The 22,146-nt window shown below is 41.2% G+C and carries 17 protein-coding genes and 3 pseudogenes; 4 read left to right on the top strand and 16 right to left on the bottom strand.

Features of this window, described 5'->3' with window-relative positions; all coding sequences use genetic code 11:
* Positions 1 to 13: 13 nt before the first annotated feature.
* The gene (locus tag KCX82_RS01255) at positions 14 to 610 is read left to right on the top strand and encodes a helix-turn-helix domain-containing protein (protein WP_227016614.1); all 597 of its coding nucleotides are present in this window, start codon (positions 14 to 16) and stop codon (positions 608 to 610) included.
* A 90-nt stretch (positions 611 to 700) separates the two neighbouring features.
* On the opposite strand, the gene KCX82_RS01250 is transcribed toward KCX82_RS01255, so the two are convergent.
* From KCX82_RS01250 to KCX82_RS01220, 7 genes are all read right to left on the bottom strand, one after another.
* Complete coding sequence (locus KCX82_RS01250) at positions 701 to 964, bottom strand: HPr family phosphocarrier protein (protein WP_227016613.1); 264 nt, start codon at positions 962 to 964, stop codon at positions 701 to 703.
* Positions 965 to 1,007: 43 nt separating this feature from the next.
* The gene (ptsP, locus tag KCX82_RS01245) at positions 1,008 to 2,756 is read right to left on the bottom strand and encodes a phosphoenolpyruvate--protein phosphotransferase (RefSeq protein WP_227016612.1); all 1,749 of its coding nucleotides are present in this window, start codon (positions 2,754 to 2,756) and stop codon (positions 1,008 to 1,010) included.
* Positions 2,757 to 2,802: 46 nt separating this feature from the next.
* Entirely contained in the window at positions 2,803 to 4,074 is a 1,272-nt protein-coding gene (locus KCX82_RS01240) for a zinc-binding dehydrogenase (protein ID WP_227016611.1), read from the bottom strand.
* Between the two features lie 68 nt (positions 4,075 to 4,142).
* Positions 4,143 to 5,075, bottom strand: a complete 933-nt coding sequence (pfkB, locus tag KCX82_RS01235) for a 1-phosphofructokinase (RefSeq protein WP_227016610.1) — start codon at positions 5,073 to 5,075, stop codon at positions 4,143 to 4,145.
* Positions 5,076 to 5,516 (bottom strand): PTS mannitol transporter subunit IIA, encoded by a 441-nt coding sequence (locus KCX82_RS01230; RefSeq protein ID WP_227016609.1) that lies wholly within the window; start codon positions 5,514 to 5,516, stop codon positions 5,076 to 5,078.
* Positions 5,513 to 7,567, bottom strand: coding sequence for a BglG family transcription antiterminator (locus tag KCX82_RS01225; protein WP_227016608.1), 2,055 nt, complete (start codon positions 7,565 to 7,567; stop codon positions 5,513 to 5,515). Before KCX82_RS01225 ends, KCX82_RS01230 begins: the two co-directional genes overlap by 4 nt.
* A gap of 37 nt (positions 7,568 to 7,604) precedes the next feature.
* On the bottom strand, positions 7,605 to 9,068 hold the full coding sequence (locus KCX82_RS01220; RefSeq protein ID WP_227016607.1) for a PTS mannitol transporter subunit IIBC: 1,464 nt from the start codon (positions 9,066 to 9,068) through the stop codon (positions 7,605 to 7,607).
* Positions 9,069 to 9,418: 350 nt separating this feature from the next.
* Here KCX82_RS01220 and KCX82_RS01215 point away from each other — a divergent pair, with 350 nt between their 5' ends.
* From KCX82_RS01215 to KCX82_RS01205, 3 genes and pseudogenes are all read left to right on the top strand, one after another.
* Positions 9,419 to 10,042: an HAD family hydrolase gene (locus KCX82_RS01215; protein ID WP_227016606.1), complete on the top strand. Its 624-nt coding sequence runs from the start codon at positions 9,419 to 9,421 to the stop codon at positions 10,040 to 10,042.
* A 286-nt stretch (positions 10,043 to 10,328) separates the two neighbouring features.
* Positions 10,329 to 11,552: pseudogene (locus tag KCX82_RS01210) on the top strand (DUF401 family protein).
* Positions 11,553 to 11,588: 36 nt separating this feature from the next.
* Positions 11,589 to 12,863 carry an O-acetylhomoserine aminocarboxypropyltransferase/cysteine synthase family protein gene (locus KCX82_RS01205; protein ID WP_227016605.1) on the top strand — a complete coding sequence of 425 codons (1,275 nt, stop codon included), beginning with the start codon at positions 11,589 to 11,591 and terminating at the stop codon, positions 12,861 to 12,863.
* A gap of 75 nt (positions 12,864 to 12,938) precedes the next feature.
* On the opposite strand, the pseudogene KCX82_RS01200 reads toward KCX82_RS01205, so the two are convergent.
* From KCX82_RS01200 to KCX82_RS01160, 9 genes and pseudogenes are all read right to left on the bottom strand, one after another.
* Positions 12,939 to 13,027 (bottom strand): annotated as a pseudogene (locus KCX82_RS01200) (acetyltransferase); the annotation flags it as partial.
* Positions 13,028 to 13,052: 25 nt separating this feature from the next.
* Positions 13,053 to 14,267 carry a macrolide efflux MFS transporter Mef(A) gene (gene mef(A), locus KCX82_RS01195; protein ID WP_405127656.1) on the bottom strand — a complete coding sequence of 405 codons (1,215 nt, stop codon included), beginning with the start codon at positions 14,265 to 14,267 and terminating at the stop codon, positions 13,053 to 13,055.
* A gap of 1,032 nt (positions 14,268 to 15,299) precedes the next feature.
* A complete protein-coding gene (locus KCX82_RS01190; RefSeq protein ID WP_227016962.1) occupies positions 15,300 to 15,884 on the bottom strand; it encodes a cyclodeaminase/cyclohydrolase family protein in 585 nt (194 codons plus the stop codon).
* 162 nt (positions 15,885 to 16,046) lie between these two features.
* Positions 16,047 to 17,054 carry a DUF4179 domain-containing protein gene (locus KCX82_RS01185; protein WP_227016603.1) on the bottom strand — a complete coding sequence of 336 codons (1,008 nt, stop codon included), beginning with the start codon at positions 17,052 to 17,054 and terminating at the stop codon, positions 16,047 to 16,049.
* A complete protein-coding gene (locus KCX82_RS01180) occupies positions 17,047 to 17,619 on the bottom strand; it encodes an RNA polymerase sigma factor (RefSeq protein WP_227016602.1) in 573 nt (190 codons plus the stop codon). Before KCX82_RS01180 ends, KCX82_RS01185 begins: the two co-directional genes overlap by 8 nt.
* A gap of 401 nt (positions 17,620 to 18,020) precedes the next feature.
* Positions 18,021 to 18,392: pseudogene (gene arr / locus KCX82_RS23200) on the bottom strand (NAD(+)--rifampin ADP-ribosyltransferase); the annotation flags it as partial.
* A gap of 1,305 nt (positions 18,393 to 19,697) precedes the next feature.
* Complete coding sequence (locus tag KCX82_RS01170) at positions 19,698 to 20,045, bottom strand: cupin domain-containing protein (protein WP_227016600.1); 348 nt, start codon at positions 20,043 to 20,045, stop codon at positions 19,698 to 19,700.
* Positions 20,046 to 20,200: 155 nt separating this feature from the next.
* Positions 20,201 to 20,620: a hypothetical protein gene (locus tag KCX82_RS01165; RefSeq protein WP_227016599.1), complete on the bottom strand. Its 420-nt coding sequence runs from the start codon at positions 20,618 to 20,620 to the stop codon at positions 20,201 to 20,203.
* On the bottom strand, positions 20,617 to 22,146 hold the full coding sequence (locus KCX82_RS01160; protein WP_465250606.1) for a Y-family DNA polymerase: 1,530 nt from the start codon (positions 22,144 to 22,146) through the stop codon (positions 20,617 to 20,619). Before KCX82_RS01160 ends, KCX82_RS01165 begins: the two co-directional genes overlap by 4 nt.

The raw sequence follows: 22,146 nt of genomic DNA, 5'->3' as shown, positions 1-22,146 counted from the left end.
GGAGGTGATTCATGTGGATTGTGCCAAGGTTGGGCGTTTAATTTTTCAGTTGCGAAAAGAAAAGGGTCTGACACAGCAGCAAGTTGCGGATTTGCTGAATATCAGCAACAAGACCATATCTAAATGGGAGTGCGGTTTGGGTTGCCCCGATGTTACGCTATGGTCTGAGCTTGCGGCAGTGCTGGGGGCAGACATTCAAAAAATGCTGGAGGGTAAACTTGATCCCAATCTGCCTGACGTGGGAAAAATTGATAAAATTCAATTCTATGTGTGCCCTGCCTGCGGTAACATTTTGACGAGTACAGGAAGCGCCTCCATTTCCTGCTGCGGACGAAAGTTGAGGCCTTTGAAGCCGGTGCCTCACACTGCAGAACATGAAATTACAGTACAAGAAATGGACATAGACTACTATATTTCCATCCGTCATGATATGATGAAAGACCACTATATTTCGTTTGTGGTGTATGTGCTTTACGACAGAGTGCTTCTAACCCGTTTGTATCCAGAACAAAGTGCAGAAGTCCGTATTCCCATGATAAAAACCGGCGGCGACTTATATTTGTATTGTACAAAGCACGGATTGCAAAAATATTCTGATCTTTTTAACTAATATCAGTATACTGGGTATTAATAAAATTTTCTTGGGGTTATATAAAAAACAAGCGCTGCATTAACATCTAACACAGCGCTTGTTGTTCATCTACTCATTAAAGTTTGATCTGGTAAGCTCCACAAGGGCGCCTACGGCCTCTTCCTCATCGGGGCCCTGTGCCGAAATTATAATATCCGTACCTTTGGATATCCCTAAAGACAACACCGCCAGTATGGATTTTGCATTTACCTGCTTTTCACCCTTCTGCAGCATAATCTCAGATTTGAATTTTGCAGCTGTGCTTACAAACACTGCAGCAGGCCGGGCATGAAGCCCTGTGTCATTCATTATTGTGATCACTTCCGATATCATGTTCTATCCTCCCTAAGCCAGTACTCTGTAACCCTAATTACATTTAGGAGCAGAGTAGACCCTTGTTAATTTGATTCAATATATTCCTTGAATATTCCAGTACCTCTTCCGGAGTATCCATAGTCAGCGCATGATCGGCAATTTCCTCTGCCTGCTTGATTGTCACGCTTCTCACAAGATTCTTTATTGCAGGGATTGCTGCCGCACTCATGCTGAATTCATCAAGCCCCAAACCCAGGAGTATGACGCAAGCCTCTTCTGTTCCTGCCATCTCCCCGCACATGCCGGTAAACTTTCCATATCTATGCGATGCATCAATAACATTCTTTATCAGCCTGAGTATTCCAGGGTGAAGCGGTTGATACAAGCTTGATACCTTCGGATTCATCCTGTCTACCGCCAAAGCATACTGACATAAATCATTGGTTCCAATACTGAAAAAGTCCACTTCTTTCGCTATGATATCAGCTGTCATTGCTGCTGACGGTATTTCCACCATGATACCCACTCTGATATTCTCATCAAATTTTATGTTTTCCCTTCTCAGCTCTTCTTTGGTCTCCTCAAGAACCTTCTTTGCCTCTCTGACTTCCCCAACACCTGAAATCATAGGAAACATGATAAGGATGTTCCCTTCAGTGCTGGCCCTGAGAATTGCCCTAAGCTGCGTCTTGAATATGTCCTTCCTTTCCAGGCAGATTCTGATTGCCCTCCAGCCAAGGAACGGGTTCATCTCCTCGGGTATACGGAGATAAGGAAGTTTCTTGTCCCCCCCGATATCCAAGGTTCTGATGATCAGCGGCTTCCCTTGAAGCAAAACCGCGGCCTTACGATATTGCTCATATTGCTCTTCTTCACTGGGAAGAGAATTGCTATTCATGTATAAAAATTCCGTTCGAAAAAGCCCTATACCGTCTCCGCCATTTGCTGCAGCACCGTGTATATCCTCCGGGGTTCCGATATTACAGGAAATTTCGATTCTTCTTCCGTCTGCAGTGATTGCCGGCAAGGAAGCCACCTCCTGAAGCTTTTTCCTGCGCTCTCTGTGCTGACTGATTTTCATTTCATATTCTGCTTGCTGCTCTTGATCAGGATTTACGATAATCTTGCCTTCAAATCCGTCTATGATTAAATAATCACCATCCTTTATCCTGCTGCTTATGTCTCCCAATCCAAGAACCGCAGGAATGCCGAGACTTCTTGCCATGATTGCAGTGTGGGAGGTGCTGCCCCCTACATCAGTAGTAAATCCCAGAACATACTCCTTGTTCATCATGGCTGTATCAGAAGGCGTCAAATCATGAGCCACGATTATGACAGGACTGTTAATTGCGAGAAGGTCCCAGGAGGAAATCCCGAGAATGTTCCTTGTAAGCCTGCTGCTGACATCCTTGATATCCGCCGCCCTTTCCCTCATGTAATCATCCTCAATCTGCTCAAATATGGCGATGTAGGAATCTGCCACCTTTTTTACAGCGTAAGCTGCGTTGACGGAGCCGGATGTGATTGCTTCCCGGATGGCACCGGCAAACTCCGGATCCTCAAGCATCATCCTATGGGCTTCGAAGATTTGTGCCTTGCTCTCATCAAACTCCTGCAAAACCTTTTCTTTCAGCCTGATAAGCTGTGTTCTACTTAGTTCTATTCCCTCATTGAGCTTTTCGAGCTCTGTTTGAATGGCATCAGATGCCACTGCTTCCATATCAATTTCCGTCTGGTTATTGATAAACACGTATGCCTTACCGGCTGCAATTCCTTCCGAACCGGCAATACCGCTATATACCACAGTCATCCCTCCATCCTTATTTTCATATCTGTGATTTGTAGATTTCTACTGCCTAAACGACACAGTTTTTCTCCCAGTTTTCCAGAAGGTATTTCTCTGCTTCCGCACACCATAAACCATTGTTTCTGCCGGTGATCTCCGCCAGCCTTGCAAAATGCGTGTTTGTTTTTCCTCTTTCTTCAAAATCGCTTATGGCAGTAAGTTCCATGTCGATATGGGTATAGATCAGCTTTTTTCCTCCCGGGATATTCGGCAGATCGAGAACGGTTTCCGCAACTGAATCCAAGCCGCCGATATGTGTTACCATAACCGCAGGGTTGATCAGTTTCTTCTCAGTAAGCTTCAGAGATTCTATCAGATCGTCGGTATTTCCGCCTGTCGTACCCATAACATGGGTGGAAGCATAATGTATGTTGTATAGATTCAGTGACGCTGAAAAACTGGTATCCGTCGGACCCGCAAAGAAATTCAGGCAGCCGTCCCTCGCCAGTATGCTGTCTCCCTGTTCGAAGACCCGCTGCACAGGCGCAAATACAAATACATCATCAAAACCTTCCCCCCCGGCAAGGGCCTTAAGATGCCCTGCTGCATCGTCAATTTTGGCAGTATTGACAAAAATCAGCCTAACTCCGCATTTTTGTGCTTCTTCTTCCGGGAATATTTTTTTTGCCCGCTCGATCCTTTCATCATCAATGTCTGTAACAACAAGTAATTCCGGCCGCCTGTCGCAGTGCAGGGCATAGTCTATCGCCCCCAGCCCCATTGGACCGGCGGCTGCCAGAAGCGCCATCTTGCCGCCTTCCACGATACCCATTTTGTGCACGTAATTTCCCATCTCCGTATGATAATTTGCGTGAAAAGCTCCGATTATGCAGGACATGGGCTCTGCCAGCGACGCCTCATAATAGGTCTCTCCGTCGTAGTTCAGGAGGCATCCCAGTTCCATTACCTCGGTCGGAATGATGTTGTATGTAGCATCTCCTCCAAAATACATATAGGAGTATCCCGGAGACCACATGGACCCTTTGTAGTTCAACGCAGGCTGCTGCGCAAATTTGTTTCCCTCCTTGAATTGGTCTTTCCACTTTGCACCCACCTTGACGATATTGCCTGCAAACTCATGCCCTACGATGATTGGATTTTCATCAACATCCTGCGGTATTCTCTTGTGCTTTTTTCCCAATATCGCTGCCTTGTATGTCGACATACAGACGCTGTCGGAAACCACCTCTACTAGAATCTCATCTTCTTTTATCTCCGGCAGTTCAAAGGCCTCCAGCCGCAAATCGTTCTCTCCGTATAGTCTAACTGCTCTTGTTTTCATCTATTTGACCTCCACAAAATTCAAATCATAGGCGTCAGGGAGCTGACGCTATTGTTCATTCATGTTAATTACAAGTATTTTAAATGTATTTGAGCTTCATAATGCAGCACATCTTTCATATTGGGCGGCTGCGTGCCTTCGCTGGCCACATTAGCAGTACCTGCCGCAACAGACAAAGAAACGGCCTTTTCGAATGGATTGTCTCTGGAAATCGCATAGGCCAAAGCTGCCACCATTGCATCTCCTGCCCCCACCGTGCTCTTTACCGTTACCTTAAGGCCTTCTACATATATAACATGCTCCCCATGAAAGAAAACTGCCCCGTCTGACCCAAGAGAAATGACTGCCGTCTCTATGCCCATGTCAAGCAGGCTGCGCCCTGCACTCACAATCTCATTTTTATGATTCAACTTTCTGTTTAACAGAATTTCCAACTCTGCAAGATTCGGCTTGACCAAATGCGGCCTGGCTTTGATACCCTCTTCAAGGAGCTCCCGGTCTGCATCCAGCAATACCCTTATCCCTGATCTGTTGGCCCGTTCGGTCCATTCCCTGTAAATACCCGTAGGTACATTGGCAGGTACGCTTCCCGACAGAACCAGAATGTTATCTTTGCTCATATCGGAAAAGATCTTATCCTCAAGCTGGCACAAGTCCTCCTCCGTTACCTCAATAAGGCCCGGTTCATTGATGTCTGTATTGGTTTGGTTCCCTCTGTCAACTATCTTCAGGTTTGTTCTTGTCTCTCCTTTTACAAAAAGAAAATCGTTGGATACTTGCATCCTGTTCAGGCTGTCCTTTATATAATCGCCGTTTCGTCCCGCAAGAAACCCTGTGGCGATACTGCTTCCACCCAGTGCTTTTATTGTCTTTGCTACGTTGATTCCTTTTCCTCCTGCATCCAGCCTGATTGAAGAAATCCTGTTGACTTCACCGACTCGAAAGTTATTTATCTCGACAGTTTTATCCACAGCTGGATTTAATGTCACGGTTTTGATCATCTACACATCTCCCTCCGTCAGTATTGATATAATTTCCTCCTTGGCAGCCGCATGCCTGAGCTTGCTTACATTCTGTTCATCCTGACATGCCAGAGCGATAGCGGATAGAATTTCCAGATGTTCATCATTCTTGCCGGCAATACCGATCAGGATGTACGCGGTATTTCCATCACCGAAATCCACCCCCTCGGGATACTGCAAAACTACGATTCCCGACTTTTTGATATACCCGATATATTGAGAGGTTCCGTGGGGGATGGATATTCCATTCCCTATATATGTCGTAACTTCGATCTCTCTTTTTTTCATGCCCTCTATATACTCTGGATCTACATAACCATTGTCCGCCAGGAGTCTTCCGGTCCTTTCGATTGCCTCATACTTCCCTTCTGCCGCAATGTTTAATAAAATATTACCTTCATTCAATATCAACTTGTTCATATGCATTCCTCCCTGTTGATTCTTTTTATCAGTTCATTTCTTATATCTGCTATATCTCCAAATCTCAATACATTGATAAAGTGTTCGCTTTCTACCAGTGAAGCGCTGATTTTACCAAGTATCTCAAGAATATAATCCCTCTCGTTTTTTCTTGCAATCATGACCAAAATGGTATCCACATCGTCTACGGAGAACCCCGCACTTTTCATTTCTATAAAATGTTCCAGCCGGAAAACGCCTACAAAGGGTGAATCGATTTCTTCTGTCCGTATATGGAGTAGAGCTACATGGCTGCCTGGAATCACGACGCTTCCCTTTTCTTCTCTCTTTAAGATCTGATTCTCAACCTTGTTGATTTCAGCGATTACATCGGAGTCGTAAAGCTCTTGGACGATTTCCTTTATCGTGTTCCGGATATTATCACACGCAACACTTTTCAACCTGAAGTTCTTAAACATGTTATCAGCCGCAACAAAATCTGCTTCAGTCTCGACCGCCTCTTCATAAAAATCCGCAGGCAAAGGCTTTTTCATGCTGCTGCCTTCTTCCATTTTGATCTTAATCAATTCGCCTACCTTTTCAATATCCTTGCTTGGCAGAAACGGTGATATAAAAAGGATGTCATTACCCGACTTCTTACTTACATCCACTGTTGATAAGATGATATCATAGTTTTTCTTTATTTTTTCTTCCATTTCCCTTAAGGAGCAGGCTTCAACCTCATCGATTTCCGGGAACTTGCTTTTCAGCTTTCCACATAGTATTTTCACAGTGCTGATACCATTCGGACAGATGACTAAAACCCGCAGTATGCTTTCAAGTCCATGCTGCCTTTCAATTGCTGCACCGATATGCATCGTCACATAGCCCACCTCATTGGGCGGTATAATAAGATTGTATTTTGAAAAAACCAGCCTGCATGCATAGTCAACAGCTTCATATAAGTCCTTGTAATAGTCTCTTATATCATTGATGATCGGGTTTCTTACCTCGAGCCCCATAGTCAGCCTGTATAATGCAGGATTGATGTGCTGCCTGAGTCCGCTCATAAGCTGATTATCACATAAGATTGACATATTCAGCCTTTTCCCTGTAATCGATACGATTTCCCATACCGCGTCCTCAAGCTCAAAGCCCAGTTCCTTCTGCACCTTTTCATCAGTGTATCTATTTCTATCCTCCATAAGGTGAATTGCAAGATAAGCAAGTTCACTTTCAGGAAGTTCTATTCCATCTTCATCAAGTACATTCATAAGATCCTTTATGACAGAAAACTCGTTCATCAAAGTATCCTTTATGATATCCTCCGGTAGTTCAATGGCCATATTGCTGCGAGTTCTCTCAATCGCCAGAAGCAAATGAATGAATGTACTGAAATTGTCAACATCATTGGTCTTCAGTATCCTGTTCTCTGAATACAGTTTTTTTATCATGCCTTTTACATTGGTAACAAGCTCTTTTCCGAAAGTGACTTCGAAAAAGGCATGCAGTGAGTAATCACTATTATCCTCATATAAAAACGCCAGAAGCTCACTAATGGATTTGAAATTATAAAGAAGCTCAGCAAAAGCATTTCTTTTGCTCCAGTCGGAGCCTATGATTTCAAGACCATATCCCCTTCTTCTTATGAGCTTCAAATTTTTAGTCCGAAGCCAGCCTTCAATTTTATCGAGATAAAAAATGATTGTGCCTTCTACTACGTTGAATTGACAGCCGAAATATGCCGATTTTATCGGTTCCTTCGCAAGCAGCAGCTGTGCTGTAATCAGCACCTGCCTTTGCTCCTGGGTAAGCAGCCATAAAGGCGGCGTCCTGTCAAATAGCTTGCGTATCCTATCGATGTCTTTCTGGTTGCCGCTTATAACCAGCTCACCTCCGATTTTGGATATATGGAGCTTGTATTGTTTCAACCAATCATTAATTGAAGACATCTCACGCATGATGGTACGCTCGCTGACATCAATTTGATGAGATAGGTCCTTTATTGATAAAGGACCCTTCTCAATCAGATTGCTTAATATGAACTTTTGTCTGACAGTAAAACCATCCATACCGTTCCTAACCTCATTTCGTTCATCCCAGTATTCATTATTTTTTAAATCTGCTCAGATACTTATCATATACATTTTGATCAAGGAAATTCTTTACGGTTACGATTTCTGCTTTGGGTGCCACCTGCGCTGCTCTGCCGGCAAGGCTTTCCTGCGTAAAAATGACCTCTGTGTCAGCAGGCAGTGCATTCACTGCAGAATGTTTGACCTCAATTTCAAGTCCGGCTTCCTTAATCTTTTTCTTCAGTATGGATTCTCCCATTGCTGAAGAACCCATTCCCGCTTCACAGGCGAATACGATAACCTTGGGCACGGCAGAACTTAGCGTAGGTGCGGCGGAACTTAACGCAGGCGCGGCGGAGCTTAACGTCTTCTGCCCCTTGCTTTCAGCCTTCATCATGGCCGTTAAATTCTTTGCCATATTCAGAGAATCTTCATCCATGTCAGTCATCGACTTATCCCTCTTTAAGATCACAGAAGCGATAAGGAAGGATACAATTGCTCCCACTGCTATTCCTGCAAGTACCGGCAGGTGGCCGCCTTTCGGAGACATAGCCATCTCTGCGAAGATACTTCCGGGAGACGGAGTCGCAACCAGTCCTGCATTCAGCATTACGAAAGTGAAGTTAGCACTTATTCCACCGCCGATTGCAGCGAGGATGAGCAGCGGCTTCATCAGTATGTATGGGAAATATACCTCATGAATACCGCCAAGGAATTGAATAATCACCGCACCAGGTGCTGACTGCCTTGCAGCTCCCTTTCCGAAAATACAATAAGCAAGAAGAATACCGAAACCAGGACCAGGATTGCTTTCCAGCAGGAAGAAGACCGATTTGCCCATTTCTGTTACTTGCTGGATTCCCAGAGGCCCTAAAACTCCAAAGTTAATTGCGTTGTTCAGGAATAAAATTTTACCAGGCTCAATAACAATGGCTATGAGCGGAAGTAGTCCTGCCTCTGTTACCACTTTTGCTATATTGCCCAGGGTTGTGGAAATAGCAGTTACAATAGGCTCAGCGATCAGGAATGAAAATATAGAAACCAGTGCTCCCAGGATACCTGCTGAGAAAGTATCTACAAGCATTTCAAACCCGGTACGGATTTTGCCTTCTACGAGCTTATCGAATGATTTGATCACCCAGCCGCCCAAAGGCCCCATCATCATGCCGCCAAGGATCATCGGAATAGAAGAACCTACAATAATACCATATGTTGCAATAGCACCGACGACACCGCCTCTTATACCATGCACCAGTCTTCCGCCTGTGAAGCCAACCAAAATCGGTATCAGCCATTTGATCATAGGATCGACCATTTGGACAAGGGTTTCATTGGGGGCCCATCCTGTAGGTATAACAAACATTGTGATAAGACCCCAAGCCAGGATTGCTCCGATATTCGGTATAATCATACCTGCCATGAAGCCCCCGAATTTTTGCGCACCAGCCTTGAAACTAGATCTGTTGTTCGCAACGGTATCGACTTTAACATTACTCATAGCTTTACCTCCCTTATTATTATTTACCCTAATAGTAAACGCAGGGAAAAGGATATGCAATTTAAAGAAAACCAATCTTGTCATAACGTCCCACTGACAATTTTGATAATATTGATTTTATAACGTATCCGAAAATTTTCGACTGTAAAAAATTTTCTTTTATCTGTGCGTTTCAACGAGGCGAGGGACCTTTCCGCCTAGTTATAACGATTGTATCTATATTCAATTATATCAAAAATTTAATACACTTTATTATGAATTTTAAATACGGTTGTTATCCATATTGATTGCACTTATGGTATAATCCTATAATTACAATTTTAATTTTCTAAGAAAGGTGATCTCAGAATATGAAGATAGATAGTATTATTTTTGATTTAGATGGCACTCTTTGGAATACTGCGAAAGCGGTTTGCAGTTTATGGAACACGATACTGAAAAATTATCCTCACATCAAAAAATCAGTAACGATTGAAGAGGTCGAAGGTTGTATGGGACTTCAGACAAACGAAATAGGCAGAAAACTGTTTCCGAATCTGCATGAAGATACTCAACATAAATTAATGGACGAATTGTGTGAAGCCGAGCTATCCTACCTCGGGGAACACGGAGGGGTGCTATATCCAAAATTGGAAGAAACACTCAATCAGCTGATTCGAAAATATAAACTATTCATAGTCAGCAATTGTCAGGATGGATATATTCAGTGTTTTTTAAAAGCGCATAAACTTGATCAATATTTTGTTGATTTTGAGTGCTCAGGGGCGACAGGATTGCCGAAAGGAGAAAACAACAAACTGATTATACAAAGGAATAGTTTGAAAAGTCCAGTCTATGTAGGTGACACCAATGGGGACGCAGAATCTGCAAAAGTTGCTGAAATTCCATTTGTATATGCAAGATATGGATTTGGAAAAGTTGAAAAATACGATTATGTCATCGATGGTTTTGAAGAGATTTTAAGATTGAAATAAGGTATGTTCAAGCATATTTCTCATCTAAATTTTTTTAAACGTCATTGCTTGCTTTCATCTTAAACTATGAAATTTATTAGTTACTAATAAATTGCTTAATATATTTACTCTTCCAAGCACCTCTGTTATAGTCGACACATGGTTTAATACTTTGCAGAAATGGAACTTCTTGTGGAGATCAGCTTGCGCATGCGCTCAGGCAAATTCAAAATTTACGTAAAAACGATGGATGCTCTAATCATACTTAATTGTAGTACATCGGTATAGAAAGGAATAAGCAAATCCAGTGGACAGCGGCTTAATACTCTTATTGGTTTTCGTTATAATTATCATCGGGCTCAATTTGACCAAAAAGTTATATTGGGCAATGATAAGTGGAATTATTGCAACAGTTCTATTATTTAAAATCCCTCCACTTGTGTCAATAAAAACTGCAGGGCTTACACTTATTAAGTGGGAAACGCTTGAAGTTGTCTTTATTCTATATGCAGTCACATATTTGCAAAGGCTTATGGACAATAAAGGGGCCTTGCGTTCAGCCCAAAAATCAATCAATGCATTAACCAATAATCGCAGGCTGAATACAATGCTTTCACCAATGGTAATTGGCTTATTGCCTTCTGCTGCAGTCGTAAAAATCTGCGGTGATATTGTTGATCAATCTGCAGGTAAATATTTAACAACTGTTGAAAAGTCAGTTACTGCAAGCTATTTTCGTCATGTAAGCGAAAGTTTCTTGCCTACATATTCGTCAATAATAATTGCTTTATCGCTTAGCGGGATTTCTACTTCCAGTTTCATAATTGGCATGCTGCCAATGGTATCTGCGCAGATACTTGCGGGGTATATCGTTTATATTCGAAAAATTCCAAAAGATACCGGTGTTCCCGGCAGCACAGATCGCAAAAAAGATATTATGAATATTTTACAGGGCTTGTGGCCTATTTTCATTATCATTTTATTGATTCTTGGCACAGCTTCAACGCCTTTCCCGGTTAAGACATTATGGGCAATTGTTATAGTGATTGCATTATACATCATTATCAGCTGATTCTCGCCAGCAGTATTGATTCCAATGATTAAAACAGCCTTTGAACCTCGGGTAATCATAGGCGTGGTTCTGATATACATTTTTAAGAACCTGCTTGAATACACGGGAGCCATTGAGAGTTTGCCGTCACTATTCATGGGGTTACCAATACCACAGTTTTTGATATTTGCAATAATATTCTTTGTAGGTTCATTAATTGGCGGAGCTAACATGATTCATGTAATAGGAATACCACTTGCATACGTTGCAATGCCAAATGGCGGAATGCCGCTTTTAGTATTATTATGTTGCTGTTCTTATATAGCGATGCAGGTTACTCCTACACATGTTTGTCTTGAAATTGTTGTAGCACATTTTGGTATAACAATGGGAGAGCAAGTGAAAAAAACACTTCCGGTGCTGGCCATCTTTTTTATAATGGCAGTTGCCTACTATTTAATTCTAAGGCTATTCATTTAGCAAGCAGTACTAATTCAATCGAAGGAGAATGGAATTATGAGAGATGAAACAAAATGCTTACATGCAGGATACAGACCACAAAACGCAGAACCGCGCGTTATGCCGATTGTTCAAAGTATAACTTATGTATACGACTCTACGGAAGAGGTCGCTGCGGTTTTTGACGACCCGATGAAGAGTTTGATTTACTCACGGTTTGGAAACCCGACCGTGATGGCGGTAGAACGCAAAATTGCCGATTTAGAGGGTGGTGTTGGAGCTTTATGTACAACATCAGGACAGGCAGCCACCATGATGTCTATTCTCAACATATGCTCCGCCGGTGACAGCATTATTAGCACACCTGAAATCTATGGCGGGAGCATCAATCTGCTTTCCTTTACGCTCAAAAAATTGGGCATTGAGTGCATTTATGTGAGTCAGGATGCAAATGATGAGGAATTCCATGCCGCTTTCCGCCCGAACACCAAGGCGGTATTTGGCGAAACACTGGCGAATCCTGCATTGACTGTATTAGATATTGAAAGATTTGCAAGGATCGCGCATGAACATCATGTGCCGCTTATTGTGGATAATACTTTTGCCACGCCGATTTTGTGTAAGCCCTTCGAGTTTGGTGCGGATATTGTCGTGCATTCTACAAGTAAGTATATGGACGGTCATGCCCTGCAAGTCGGCGGTGTTATCGTAGACAGCGGAAATTTTGATTGGAATTCCGGTAACTTCCTGGATATAACCAGCCCTGATGAATCTTATCACGGCATCTCCTACACGGAAACCTATGGGAAAAGTGCCTACATTATAAAAGCAAGAATGCAGCTCATGAGAGATTTTGGCGTATATCCTGCTGCCCACTCGGCTTTTCTACTAAACATTGGATTGGAAACGCTTGCAGTCCGTATGAAACAGTATTGCGAAAATGCAATCCAGGTTGCTCGCTATTTGGAAAGCTCTGATTGTGTGGAGAGCATCATCTATCCGGGTCTGGAAAGCAGTCCGTTTTATGGTTTGGCACAGAAATACTTAAAGGGTGCAAGTGGCGTGATTTCCTTTGTATTGAAAGGCGGTAAAGAAAACGCCATCCGCTTTATGAATGCGCTGCAGCTTGCCTCGAATGAAGTTCATGTTGCAGACATTCGTACTTGTGTTTTGCATCCTGCAAGCGAAACCCACAGGCAATTGACAGATGGGCAATTGCAGGCAGCCGGTATTCATCCGGGCATGATACGGCTTTCTGTTGGATTGGAAAATGTGGATGATATTATCGAAGATTTGAATATCGGATTTAATGCTGTTAACAGGATGGCTTGATATGAAAAAGAGGCTATGCTCTCAATAACAAAGAACATAGCCTCTGACATTTCCCCAAATGGTAGATTAAGTTGGGTTCGCACCATTCATGATAAACCTAATGCCTCCACCATAGCACAGAATTTACCTATTATCAGCTTATCTCCCAAGAATTCATAATGGTGCTCCTATGGAATTTTCATTTTCTTTTTAATCTAATTTCCTAACATCGGTCACCAGTGGACAAATTATAGCGATGCCCATAACTAAAATACCTGATATTAAAAACCAATGATTTACACCGATTCTATCAGCAAAGAACCCGGAAAGTATTAAACCGATGGGCATAGCCAGAGACATGATGCTCCCTGTCAGAGAAAACACACGCCCTAAATATTCAGGCTTAATTTTTTCTTGAAAAAGAGCAGTCTGAACACCGCTGTAAAATGGAACCGAAAGACCCATGCTTGCGCAGCAGACTACAAATATCACAAATCCACTTGGGGGAAGTAACCCCGAAATGGTCAAACTGGCGCCCATCAAAAAAATAGATAACGTTATTAATATGATTCGTTTTTTATATCTACCAAATAGTCCTAATAGCAAACCGCCTGCCAGCATACCGGAGGCAAAAGCAATTTCGGTAATAGAGACATGTGTCGGTGTTCCAGCAAAATATTCCATGCTGATTAAGGGATAAAGTGCATTGATTGGCATATAAACAAACATATATAGTGTGCCTATAAGCAGCAATATAAATAATCCTCTGTTTTCTTTTAAAACACCAAGTCCTTCTTTCATCTCTTTCATAAAATTTTGATCCGAGCTTTGTTTCTCTGCATTAACCTTGGGAATACGTACAAGCGCTACCGTGATACATGCAATCACAGCACCCAGCACGTCGATTAGTATAATCGCATTTAATTCCCAAACAGTATATAAAAACGCAGCAACTGCAGGACTAAAAATATAACTTATGGACTGCAAGGACTGGCTGTAACCCGCACATTTGGTCAACTGTTCCTCTGGTACTAATAAAGGCGTAACCGCACTTAGTGCCGGGGAATGAAAAGCCGCTCCAATGCTCCGGATAAACAATACCACCATAACCATCCAGACCGGCAGATCCATAAACAAATCAATCATAGCCAGTAGTGCACCAGCTGCCGCAATCATTAAATCAGCACCAATCATTATCTTTTTTCTATCATAGCGGTCGACTAATACACCTATCGCAGGCCCAAAGACTGCGTATGGAAGAAACCCAACTAATGAAGCAATTGATAGTACCATCGCTGATCCTGTTTTTTCTGTAAGGTAAAAAATTATCACCATTTGCAGGATGGCACTAGTAATAAGTGAAATTGCCTGTCCTGTCCATATCGTAAAAAAATCTTGTTTCCATTTTGAAGTTTTATTTATCATATCTTTTCTCTCCTTGCACTTTTTATCATTGTTTTCATTCTGATTTTGGCAATAAAAAATGCAGGCTAAAATCCACAGTGCAAGCTTTAGTCTGCATATTAACATTAAAAGACATTGATAAAATCGTATAACCTCAGATGGTTACACTTCACTAGTATCTATGTCTCATTCGTAAAATAAGCACAAAAAAAAGCCCACCCTTGTGGATGATCATACCGCTTTTTTATTGCCAGCTTATCTTAAACGAACAGAATACATAGATAGAACGTCCTCCTTTAATTAACTAAGTTTAAATTATTTTATCATAAATAATATATTATTGTCAATTTTCCCTTCCTATCCATCAACATAGTCGGTGACTGATTTAATACCTAACCCTGCTCTGCGTATTCCTTATCGGTATCTTCTGCTACTATTAAATACTCCACGCTCTCTTCATTATAGTTATAATAGGAATCGCTGATTCTTCTTTTCAGATATTCTGCTAATTCTCCATTGCAGCAGTAAACATAACATCCCTTTTGCCCTCTCGTCAGCAGTACTTTATATCACAAAGACGCTATACCTGTCGTCGTATTAACTTTTGTAAAGCCTACCCTTCGTCCGTGCTATCTCCATAACAATATTATCTCCCATATTCGATATAATTGTATAACTTTTCCTATTTTATTACAATATTAGATTATTTTTTAGATAGTTGTTACATATATAAGACCAAATTTATCAAAGATCACACCAACAATAATCTATTCAGGATAACCATCTCAGTATAAGTCTTTATCTGATAAAATAGTAAAATAAAAGACGTAAAAGCCACTGCTCTCACGTCTAATTCTAACTTTCTATGTTCAATTATTACGCTATAGCCGTTTTCTCTAGCAGGCACACGCTTTTTTATATGCCCTGAGGATCTAAAAAAGATGCTGTCTGAAGCTGATGGGGCCTTGGCGGCAGAAACTGCATTGATCGTCCTCTCTTTCGAGTAAGCATAGTTTACAAACATGCTCAATGGAGTATTTTGTGATGTTTAGGTTAATGTGATAGATTTTCCGAACATTTTAAACTTAATGTAAGCTGCTCCAAAACACCTTCGATTTTTTCCGTGAACTCCTTATCACGAATATAAATCAGATTTGATTTCATATGATAGATTAAAGACTTCAAGGCAGCCTCTGCCAACATATAAGCCTGAGCAGAATCTGTAATATAGCTGTCTCCAATCGATCGGAACTGCGTTTTGATCAGCTGCATCATTGCCAAGATGTCTTTTGCTAGTCTGATAGGCACAATTACAGCATTCTTATAGCTTTCCTGTATTTTTTCATCCCTTATTTTGATGTTCTCGTCACAATCAGCTGAAAGTTTATAAGCATTCAAAACTTCTGCGAATGCTTTCGCATCTGCATCAATGGTATCGGTAAATTTCACTCTGTAATCATGGAACAATTCTTCCATTTCTTTCATTTCTTTTGCTATTGTTTTATCTTGAGCATTATTGGCCGTCAATCTGGATACCATCTCCGCCAACGCAGCAGCGGATGCGGCATTTAAAGCAGCAACACTTCCCCCCGCAGGTGTAGAGGGCAGCAACGCAACTTTTTCAAGAAAAGCATTTATGGTTTCGTCAAGAAGAATACTATCACCTCATCTCTAATTAAAGGCTTATTTTATTTCAGACAACTGCTTTATAAATCAATAACATCAATGGTATCTTTTACAACTCTTTCTGATTCGATACCTTTAAAATGAAAACGATGCGTTATGCGCAATATCACCGAACTACTTTGCAGTGTAGTTTATCCCGTCAATCTGTATCCCTAGATACTCATTTAAATCGATCAGTCTTGTAAAAGATCCTATTACCGTTACCTCCTCGCTGTTTTCCTGAGCCATTGAACCGAAATACCCCAGTTCATCATCCAAAGTTCCGTCTTTCTTGATCAGTCTTACCTCCTCCGCATATTCTGCATCTTTGTAGTAGTATCCGATCGGCGACAGGTCAACGCTTTCAAATCCTGCCTCCGAATCGGGGTAAAGAGTTATTACCTGCATGTATTGCGGAATATTAAAACGCATAGTCAGTCCGGCAAATTCTACGGTTACAGGCTTCGTCAGATCTACGTTTTCAAGTTGAAAATCGCACTGATAGGCTTTATAATTTTTGTCTTTGTTATCATCGGTATACTGAAAGATCCCTGTCATGCCTTGATCTTCAGCTCCGGCTATCATTGTGGGTTTTATTCCCAGATCCAGGACCATATGCTTGTTGTTATACTTCTTTATCATCTTCCGACCTTCCTCTGTAAGGGCCTCCATACTGAATACGAAAACGCATTGGTAATTGTCGGAAACGATTCCCTCAATGTTGATCTTAACGTTGTCATTTTGAACACTCTGAACCGTTTCTAAGGCTCTGTCACGATAAATTTCCGTATCGCTCCCCCAAAAGCGCTGCAATCCATCCATATTTGCGGCTGCTATTGCAACAATAGAGCAGACCATAACTGCAGCAATACAAGCTACTGCCCTTCTCATATAGATTCTGTTTTTAGAATGCACAGCCCTTTTCCCGATTTCAGTTTTTCTTTCTACTTCCTGTGCCATTCCCAATTCTCCCGCTCCAACTCTCTCCAGAACTTTTGCTTTTAAAAGCATCTCCTCATCTGGAGAAAGAGTTACCTTGTTTATTCCCGATAAAAGCGTCTCTGTTTCCTCCATGTTTAAATCATCCAAGCCATTTAAAATCTTCACGCTATTATCAGAGATATTATTTCTGTTTTTACTCATTTTCAACACCTCCAATGATATACCTCAATTTCTTTAACGCTCTCTCGTACCGCTTTTCTACAGTTTTCACTTTCATATTCAGGTCAATACTGATTTCTCTCAGGGTCTGCCCCAAATAATGCTTTCTGATGAGGATTTCGCAGTCCGGTGATCCTAGAGCCTTGACTGCAGCAATTAATTTCGTTTTGGTCTCTGCCTCTAAGATCCGTTGTTCCACATTTTCATTGTCGATCAATATGTTTTGCAAGTTATTATCGTATAAAGAAATACTCTCTTGTCCTTTGGTTTTTTTATAAAATAGGTTTATTGCTCTCCGTTTCGTAAATACTGCTAACAAAGCTTTTATTGAACCTTTTTCGAGATTGATCTTGTCCCGGTTACAGTAAAATTCATAAAAAATATCACATACGAATTCCTCGATATCTTCTTTACTGCATGTTCCAAAAAGTTTACTGTACGCAATTTTATAAACAAAACCTAGATATTTATTTGCTAATTCAACATATCCTTGCTGCGGGTCTATAAAGAAAAGCGCTGCAAGCTTTTCGTCTGAATCCCCTATCACAGGACCACCTCCTCGTTTTCTAAGACGTCTCATCTATTACATTCAAATTTATTTAGAGAAACCCGACAAATTTTTTATCAATTTAAACAACTTTAAATACAAAGGGTTTTGTAATAAATTTATTAAAATTTGTAATAATACTTTTGATAATAAAGATACACGGTAAAAGAAAAGACGTGAAAGTCATCACTCTCACGTCTAAATTCTAACTCATTTCATTAGCTGCTGCAAACCATTGCAAATCTGATCCTATATCTCATTTGGAGATTTTTACTTCCAATCAGATATATTATATTTACAGTGATCATGTTCATCAATTTTCTGAAGGGTGCCTTGATTTTTTTATGTGTAAGCCAACAGATAAACTTGAAAAGTAACGATTTTACCTAAATGGAACGTGTTCAGTTGATAATTTCGCCCTTGCTTTTTGCTAAATTTTCACGCCATTTGCTTAGTTCCGTAATTGTCAGTTTCGTCCACTCTGTTTCCTCACCAATAATTCTTAAAGGTTCTTTTGAGCGATAAGAACGTGTTAAGTTACCTGGAAATTTTTTGTCAGTAACATTAGGGTCGTTTTCAAATTCACCTGTTGGTTCTATTATATAAACTCGTTCTCTTCCTTCCCCTTTTGCTAATGCCGCTGCAAGTCCTGCGCCATTGGTATTAGCTGTGAAATAGATGTGATTCATTTGAAGCTCAGGCTTGTAATTTGAAATTCCACCCACTGTCAGTAAATCACCAACCTTTAAATCTGCCTTAGTCCCATGATAAAACGGTCCTTTATCAGAAGGCGCACCTTTATATAATTCAGATAATTCATAATTTCTTTTTGCATTATCTGAGTCACGCAACTCCTCGTAGCATTTGGAAATGTTTACATATAATGTTGAGTATGCACTCTTTACATTATCATCATTTATATTTAGCGCACACTGTAAAGATGTTTCCATCCATTTCAATTTGTCTGTAATATTCTTTTGTTGACGAGCTAAATGATATGCCGCAATAAATTTTTCATAGTCATCTGTTGCTTCATTCCATGCTTTATGAAACATCGTGCTTGCTTCTTCTACATTCCCACTATCTTCTAAACTCATCCCCATTATACAGAGTTTAATAACAATGTTATTGGGATCAAATTTTATATTCATCTAATCTTACCTCCAAATTAATTAAATCACATGTAGATACAGATGCTCCACCGCCCATAATCAGGAATACTGGCGGTAGGGCAGAGTCGCCAAAACACTTGTAAATCATTTTGATTTTTGATGGTCTAGCATTAAAAACTTCTTCTGCATCTCCCCTTTTTACTAATAAGTCATAATAAGTAAATTATAACCAGAGTTGAATTACTATATTATTATACTTGCATATGCCAAGTATAATAAGACTATATTTTCCATTTTCCTTGTGTTATAATTAAAGTGCAGAGAGCAATATCGAAGTTATCATCATTTCTCTCGGAAAATCTGAAAAACATCTAGAACCATTTCTTCTTGAATTCTAATACCCAGTTCAGATTTATCAATCTTTTGTCCAAATAGACTGATTGCTTCTCTTGTATAATACGATATGGAATATTGAACTTATTTGTATGTGTAATTTGAATCATCGTAACTTTAGTCTTTTAAGTAGCCTTTTTTAGAGCCCGTTTGGGCATGTCTATTTTTTTTACCCTTTATTCAATTTGCGCAATTTATTGTACCTTATTGGGCGGAGTTCCCATCAGGAAAGGATTTCTTATATCTTTCATATATGTTTTTATTTGAAATAAAAAAGCAAGTACCCTCGAAAAAAGGATGCTTGCATACTTAACAAGCAGTAATGGATTTAATATCTACTTCAACACCTAATCCAGGCATGACTCAAACCAATGTCATCTTTTTTATCTACTCAAGGGTCTCAATAGTTTCGGTTACTTGTTTTTATAAAATAGTTGTGCTAGTTATAAAATGACAACTCTCTTTTTTCGATGTCTAATTTAGTAAAGATAAAAGTTGCTGCCAATAACAATAAAATCCTCAGCGTACTGAGGATTTTAGTCTTAGCAATTTTTCAGCAGAAACCGATATCACTTAAACATTTGCATCTGTTGCAAATGCCTCTGAGCCCATTGGTGAAATTGTGACGTAAAGGCGCAATACATCTTCACCGATGTTTATAACTTGCATGCTTTCCTGCCCATCAATCTGCATTAACTCACCCACCTGCAACGAGGTTTCATTGCCATCCGTGACAACCTTGGCCTTACCCTCCATGACCTGCAGCAAAAGAGTTGATTCTAGATGTGTATGTCCCGGTAGTATTTCCCCTTTTGCAATGTTTAGAACAAAAGCAATTACATTATCGCTTTTGAAAAGCATCCGCTTGGCGATTTTTCCCTGTGGCTCATCAAAATAATCATTGATAATAAACTTGTTCATAGATAACTCCTCCTTTATTTTAAGCTTAACTTTAATGTACCCCAATTTGAGCATATAATAACTAATTCCTTTTCTACAAAATTTCAAATATCTTATAAGGAAATAACCAAGACAAATTATAATAAAAGCTGTGGTTCAAGGTACGCACGAAGGAGCTACATATTTTCGAATATCTGCCCATCTATGCTGATTATTTCATCAATGGGGATTGCTGTGCCATCAGTCATAAGGACAACCCGATCATATTCGTCTATCTTTTGAGCAGCGCTGATAGCAGTAACGTAGGTGCCGCCATTCTTCTTCGCATCTGGCTGAAAGTAGGTAATTGCAATTTCGGGATACTCCTGAATCCGATCTGTTATGATTTGTAGCCTATCGCTCAAAGCGCACTTCATATGTTCGTCCAATTCTACTCTCTCGTCAGTCAGTCTTGCGGTTTCTTTGATCGCGGCATCATAGCCGGTCAGTGCCGCGAAGGGGGAAAACTGCGCTGCCCGGTCAATAGCTGCCATATGAGGGCGTGTCGTAGAGACCTGGTGCGGTAGATTGATGATGTCGTCATATGCCTTCGTCATGCCTTGTGCCCTCCAATCTGCCTATTCCGATCTACTGTTGTAGCGCCTTCCTCCAGATTCATACCCTTTAGAATGGCGTTCTTGCCATATTTCTTTTTTATCTCCAGCATTGCCTTCTGCATCCCTTTTTCTCGTACAAGATCGGCTTCTTCTGCCTCTTTTCTTGCCTGCACAGCCATATAATCCGTAAAGAGATCAAGCTGTTCAAACTCGTCCGTCTTTTGAATGGCTGCCTCATCCACAACATGATTCGCTGCAATGTTGACTCTTCTGATCAGGAGGTTTTTGTCAACGATACGCTCAAACAGCTCTGTAACCGCATCCAGAATCAGCTTTGTAGAGGAGGTCTGTCTGCCAATATTTGCCGAACCATGTGCAGATTTCGGAACAGAGCGTCCGTAGTGGTCAGTGGTGATCGCCCCGTGATATGATTTCCTTATCTTCGGGTCTGTCAAATTTTCAATATCATATCCGACCGTCAAGATGAGCTGGTCGGTCACAAGTCTTTTATCCACCAGATCAAGTACCAGCAAATCGGTCATTTCCCGCACGATCAGCTTCGCTTTGTCAAAGGTAAAGGCGCATTGCAGTACCTGCCCCGATCCAATACTGTTTGTGCTTGGCTTATACGCTTTTATATCGGCAATCGTGCATGGCTCCCATCCCCATGCATGGTCGATCAGTAGCTCAGCATTGATGCCGAACAGCTTGTACAGTAAATCCTCGTTGTAATAATCGGTAGATTTACCGAGAGAGCATCTTGCGATATCTCCCATCGTAAAGAGCCCATGCCCCTCCAGCTTCTTGGAATATCCTTTTCCAATGCGCCAAAAGTCTGTCAGAGGCCGGTGTGACCACAGCAGGCGGCGGTAGCTCATTTCATCCAACTCGGCAATTCGGACGCCGTTTTTGTCTGCTGGAATGTGCTTTGCCCGAATATCCATTGCGATTTTGGCAAGATACAGGTTTGGGCCGATTCCAGCTGATGCTGTAACGCCGATCGTTTCAAGCACATCCAAAATCATTTTTGCGGTAAGCTCACGGGCGGTGAGATTGTAGGTGTGCAAGTAGTCGGTAGCGTCAATGAATACTTCATCGATGGAGTAGACATGAATATCTTCGGGTGCGATGTATTTCAAGTAGATATTGTAAATCCGTGTGCTGTACTTTATATAATACGCCATTCTCGGTGGAGCAATAATATAGTCCAGTGAGATACTCGGTGAGGATTTCAATTCAGTATCGCTGAAGGAAACGCCGGAAAAGGCTCCCCCTGGTGATTTGCGCAGCCGTGCCGCATTTACTTCCTTAACTTTCTGCACGACCTCAAACAGCCTCGCCCTGCCGGGGATGCCGTATGCTTTGAGGGAGGGAGATACGGCGAGACAGATGGTCTTTTCGGTGCGGCTTGCATCAGCGACAACAAGGTTAGTGGTCATCGGATCAAGCCCTCGTTCGATACACTCGACTGAAGCGTAGAAGGATTTTAAATCAATTGCGATATAGGTTCTGTTCTTCATATTCAT

This window comes from Sinanaerobacter chloroacetimidivorans, assembly GCF_018128545.1.
GTDB classification, from domain to species: Bacteria; Bacillota; Clostridia; order Peptostreptococcales; family Anaerovoracaceae; genus Sinanaerobacter; species Sinanaerobacter chloroacetimidivorans.
Note: the sequence above shows the minus strand (reverse complement) of the source record. Positions and strands in the feature narration are given on the sequence as shown.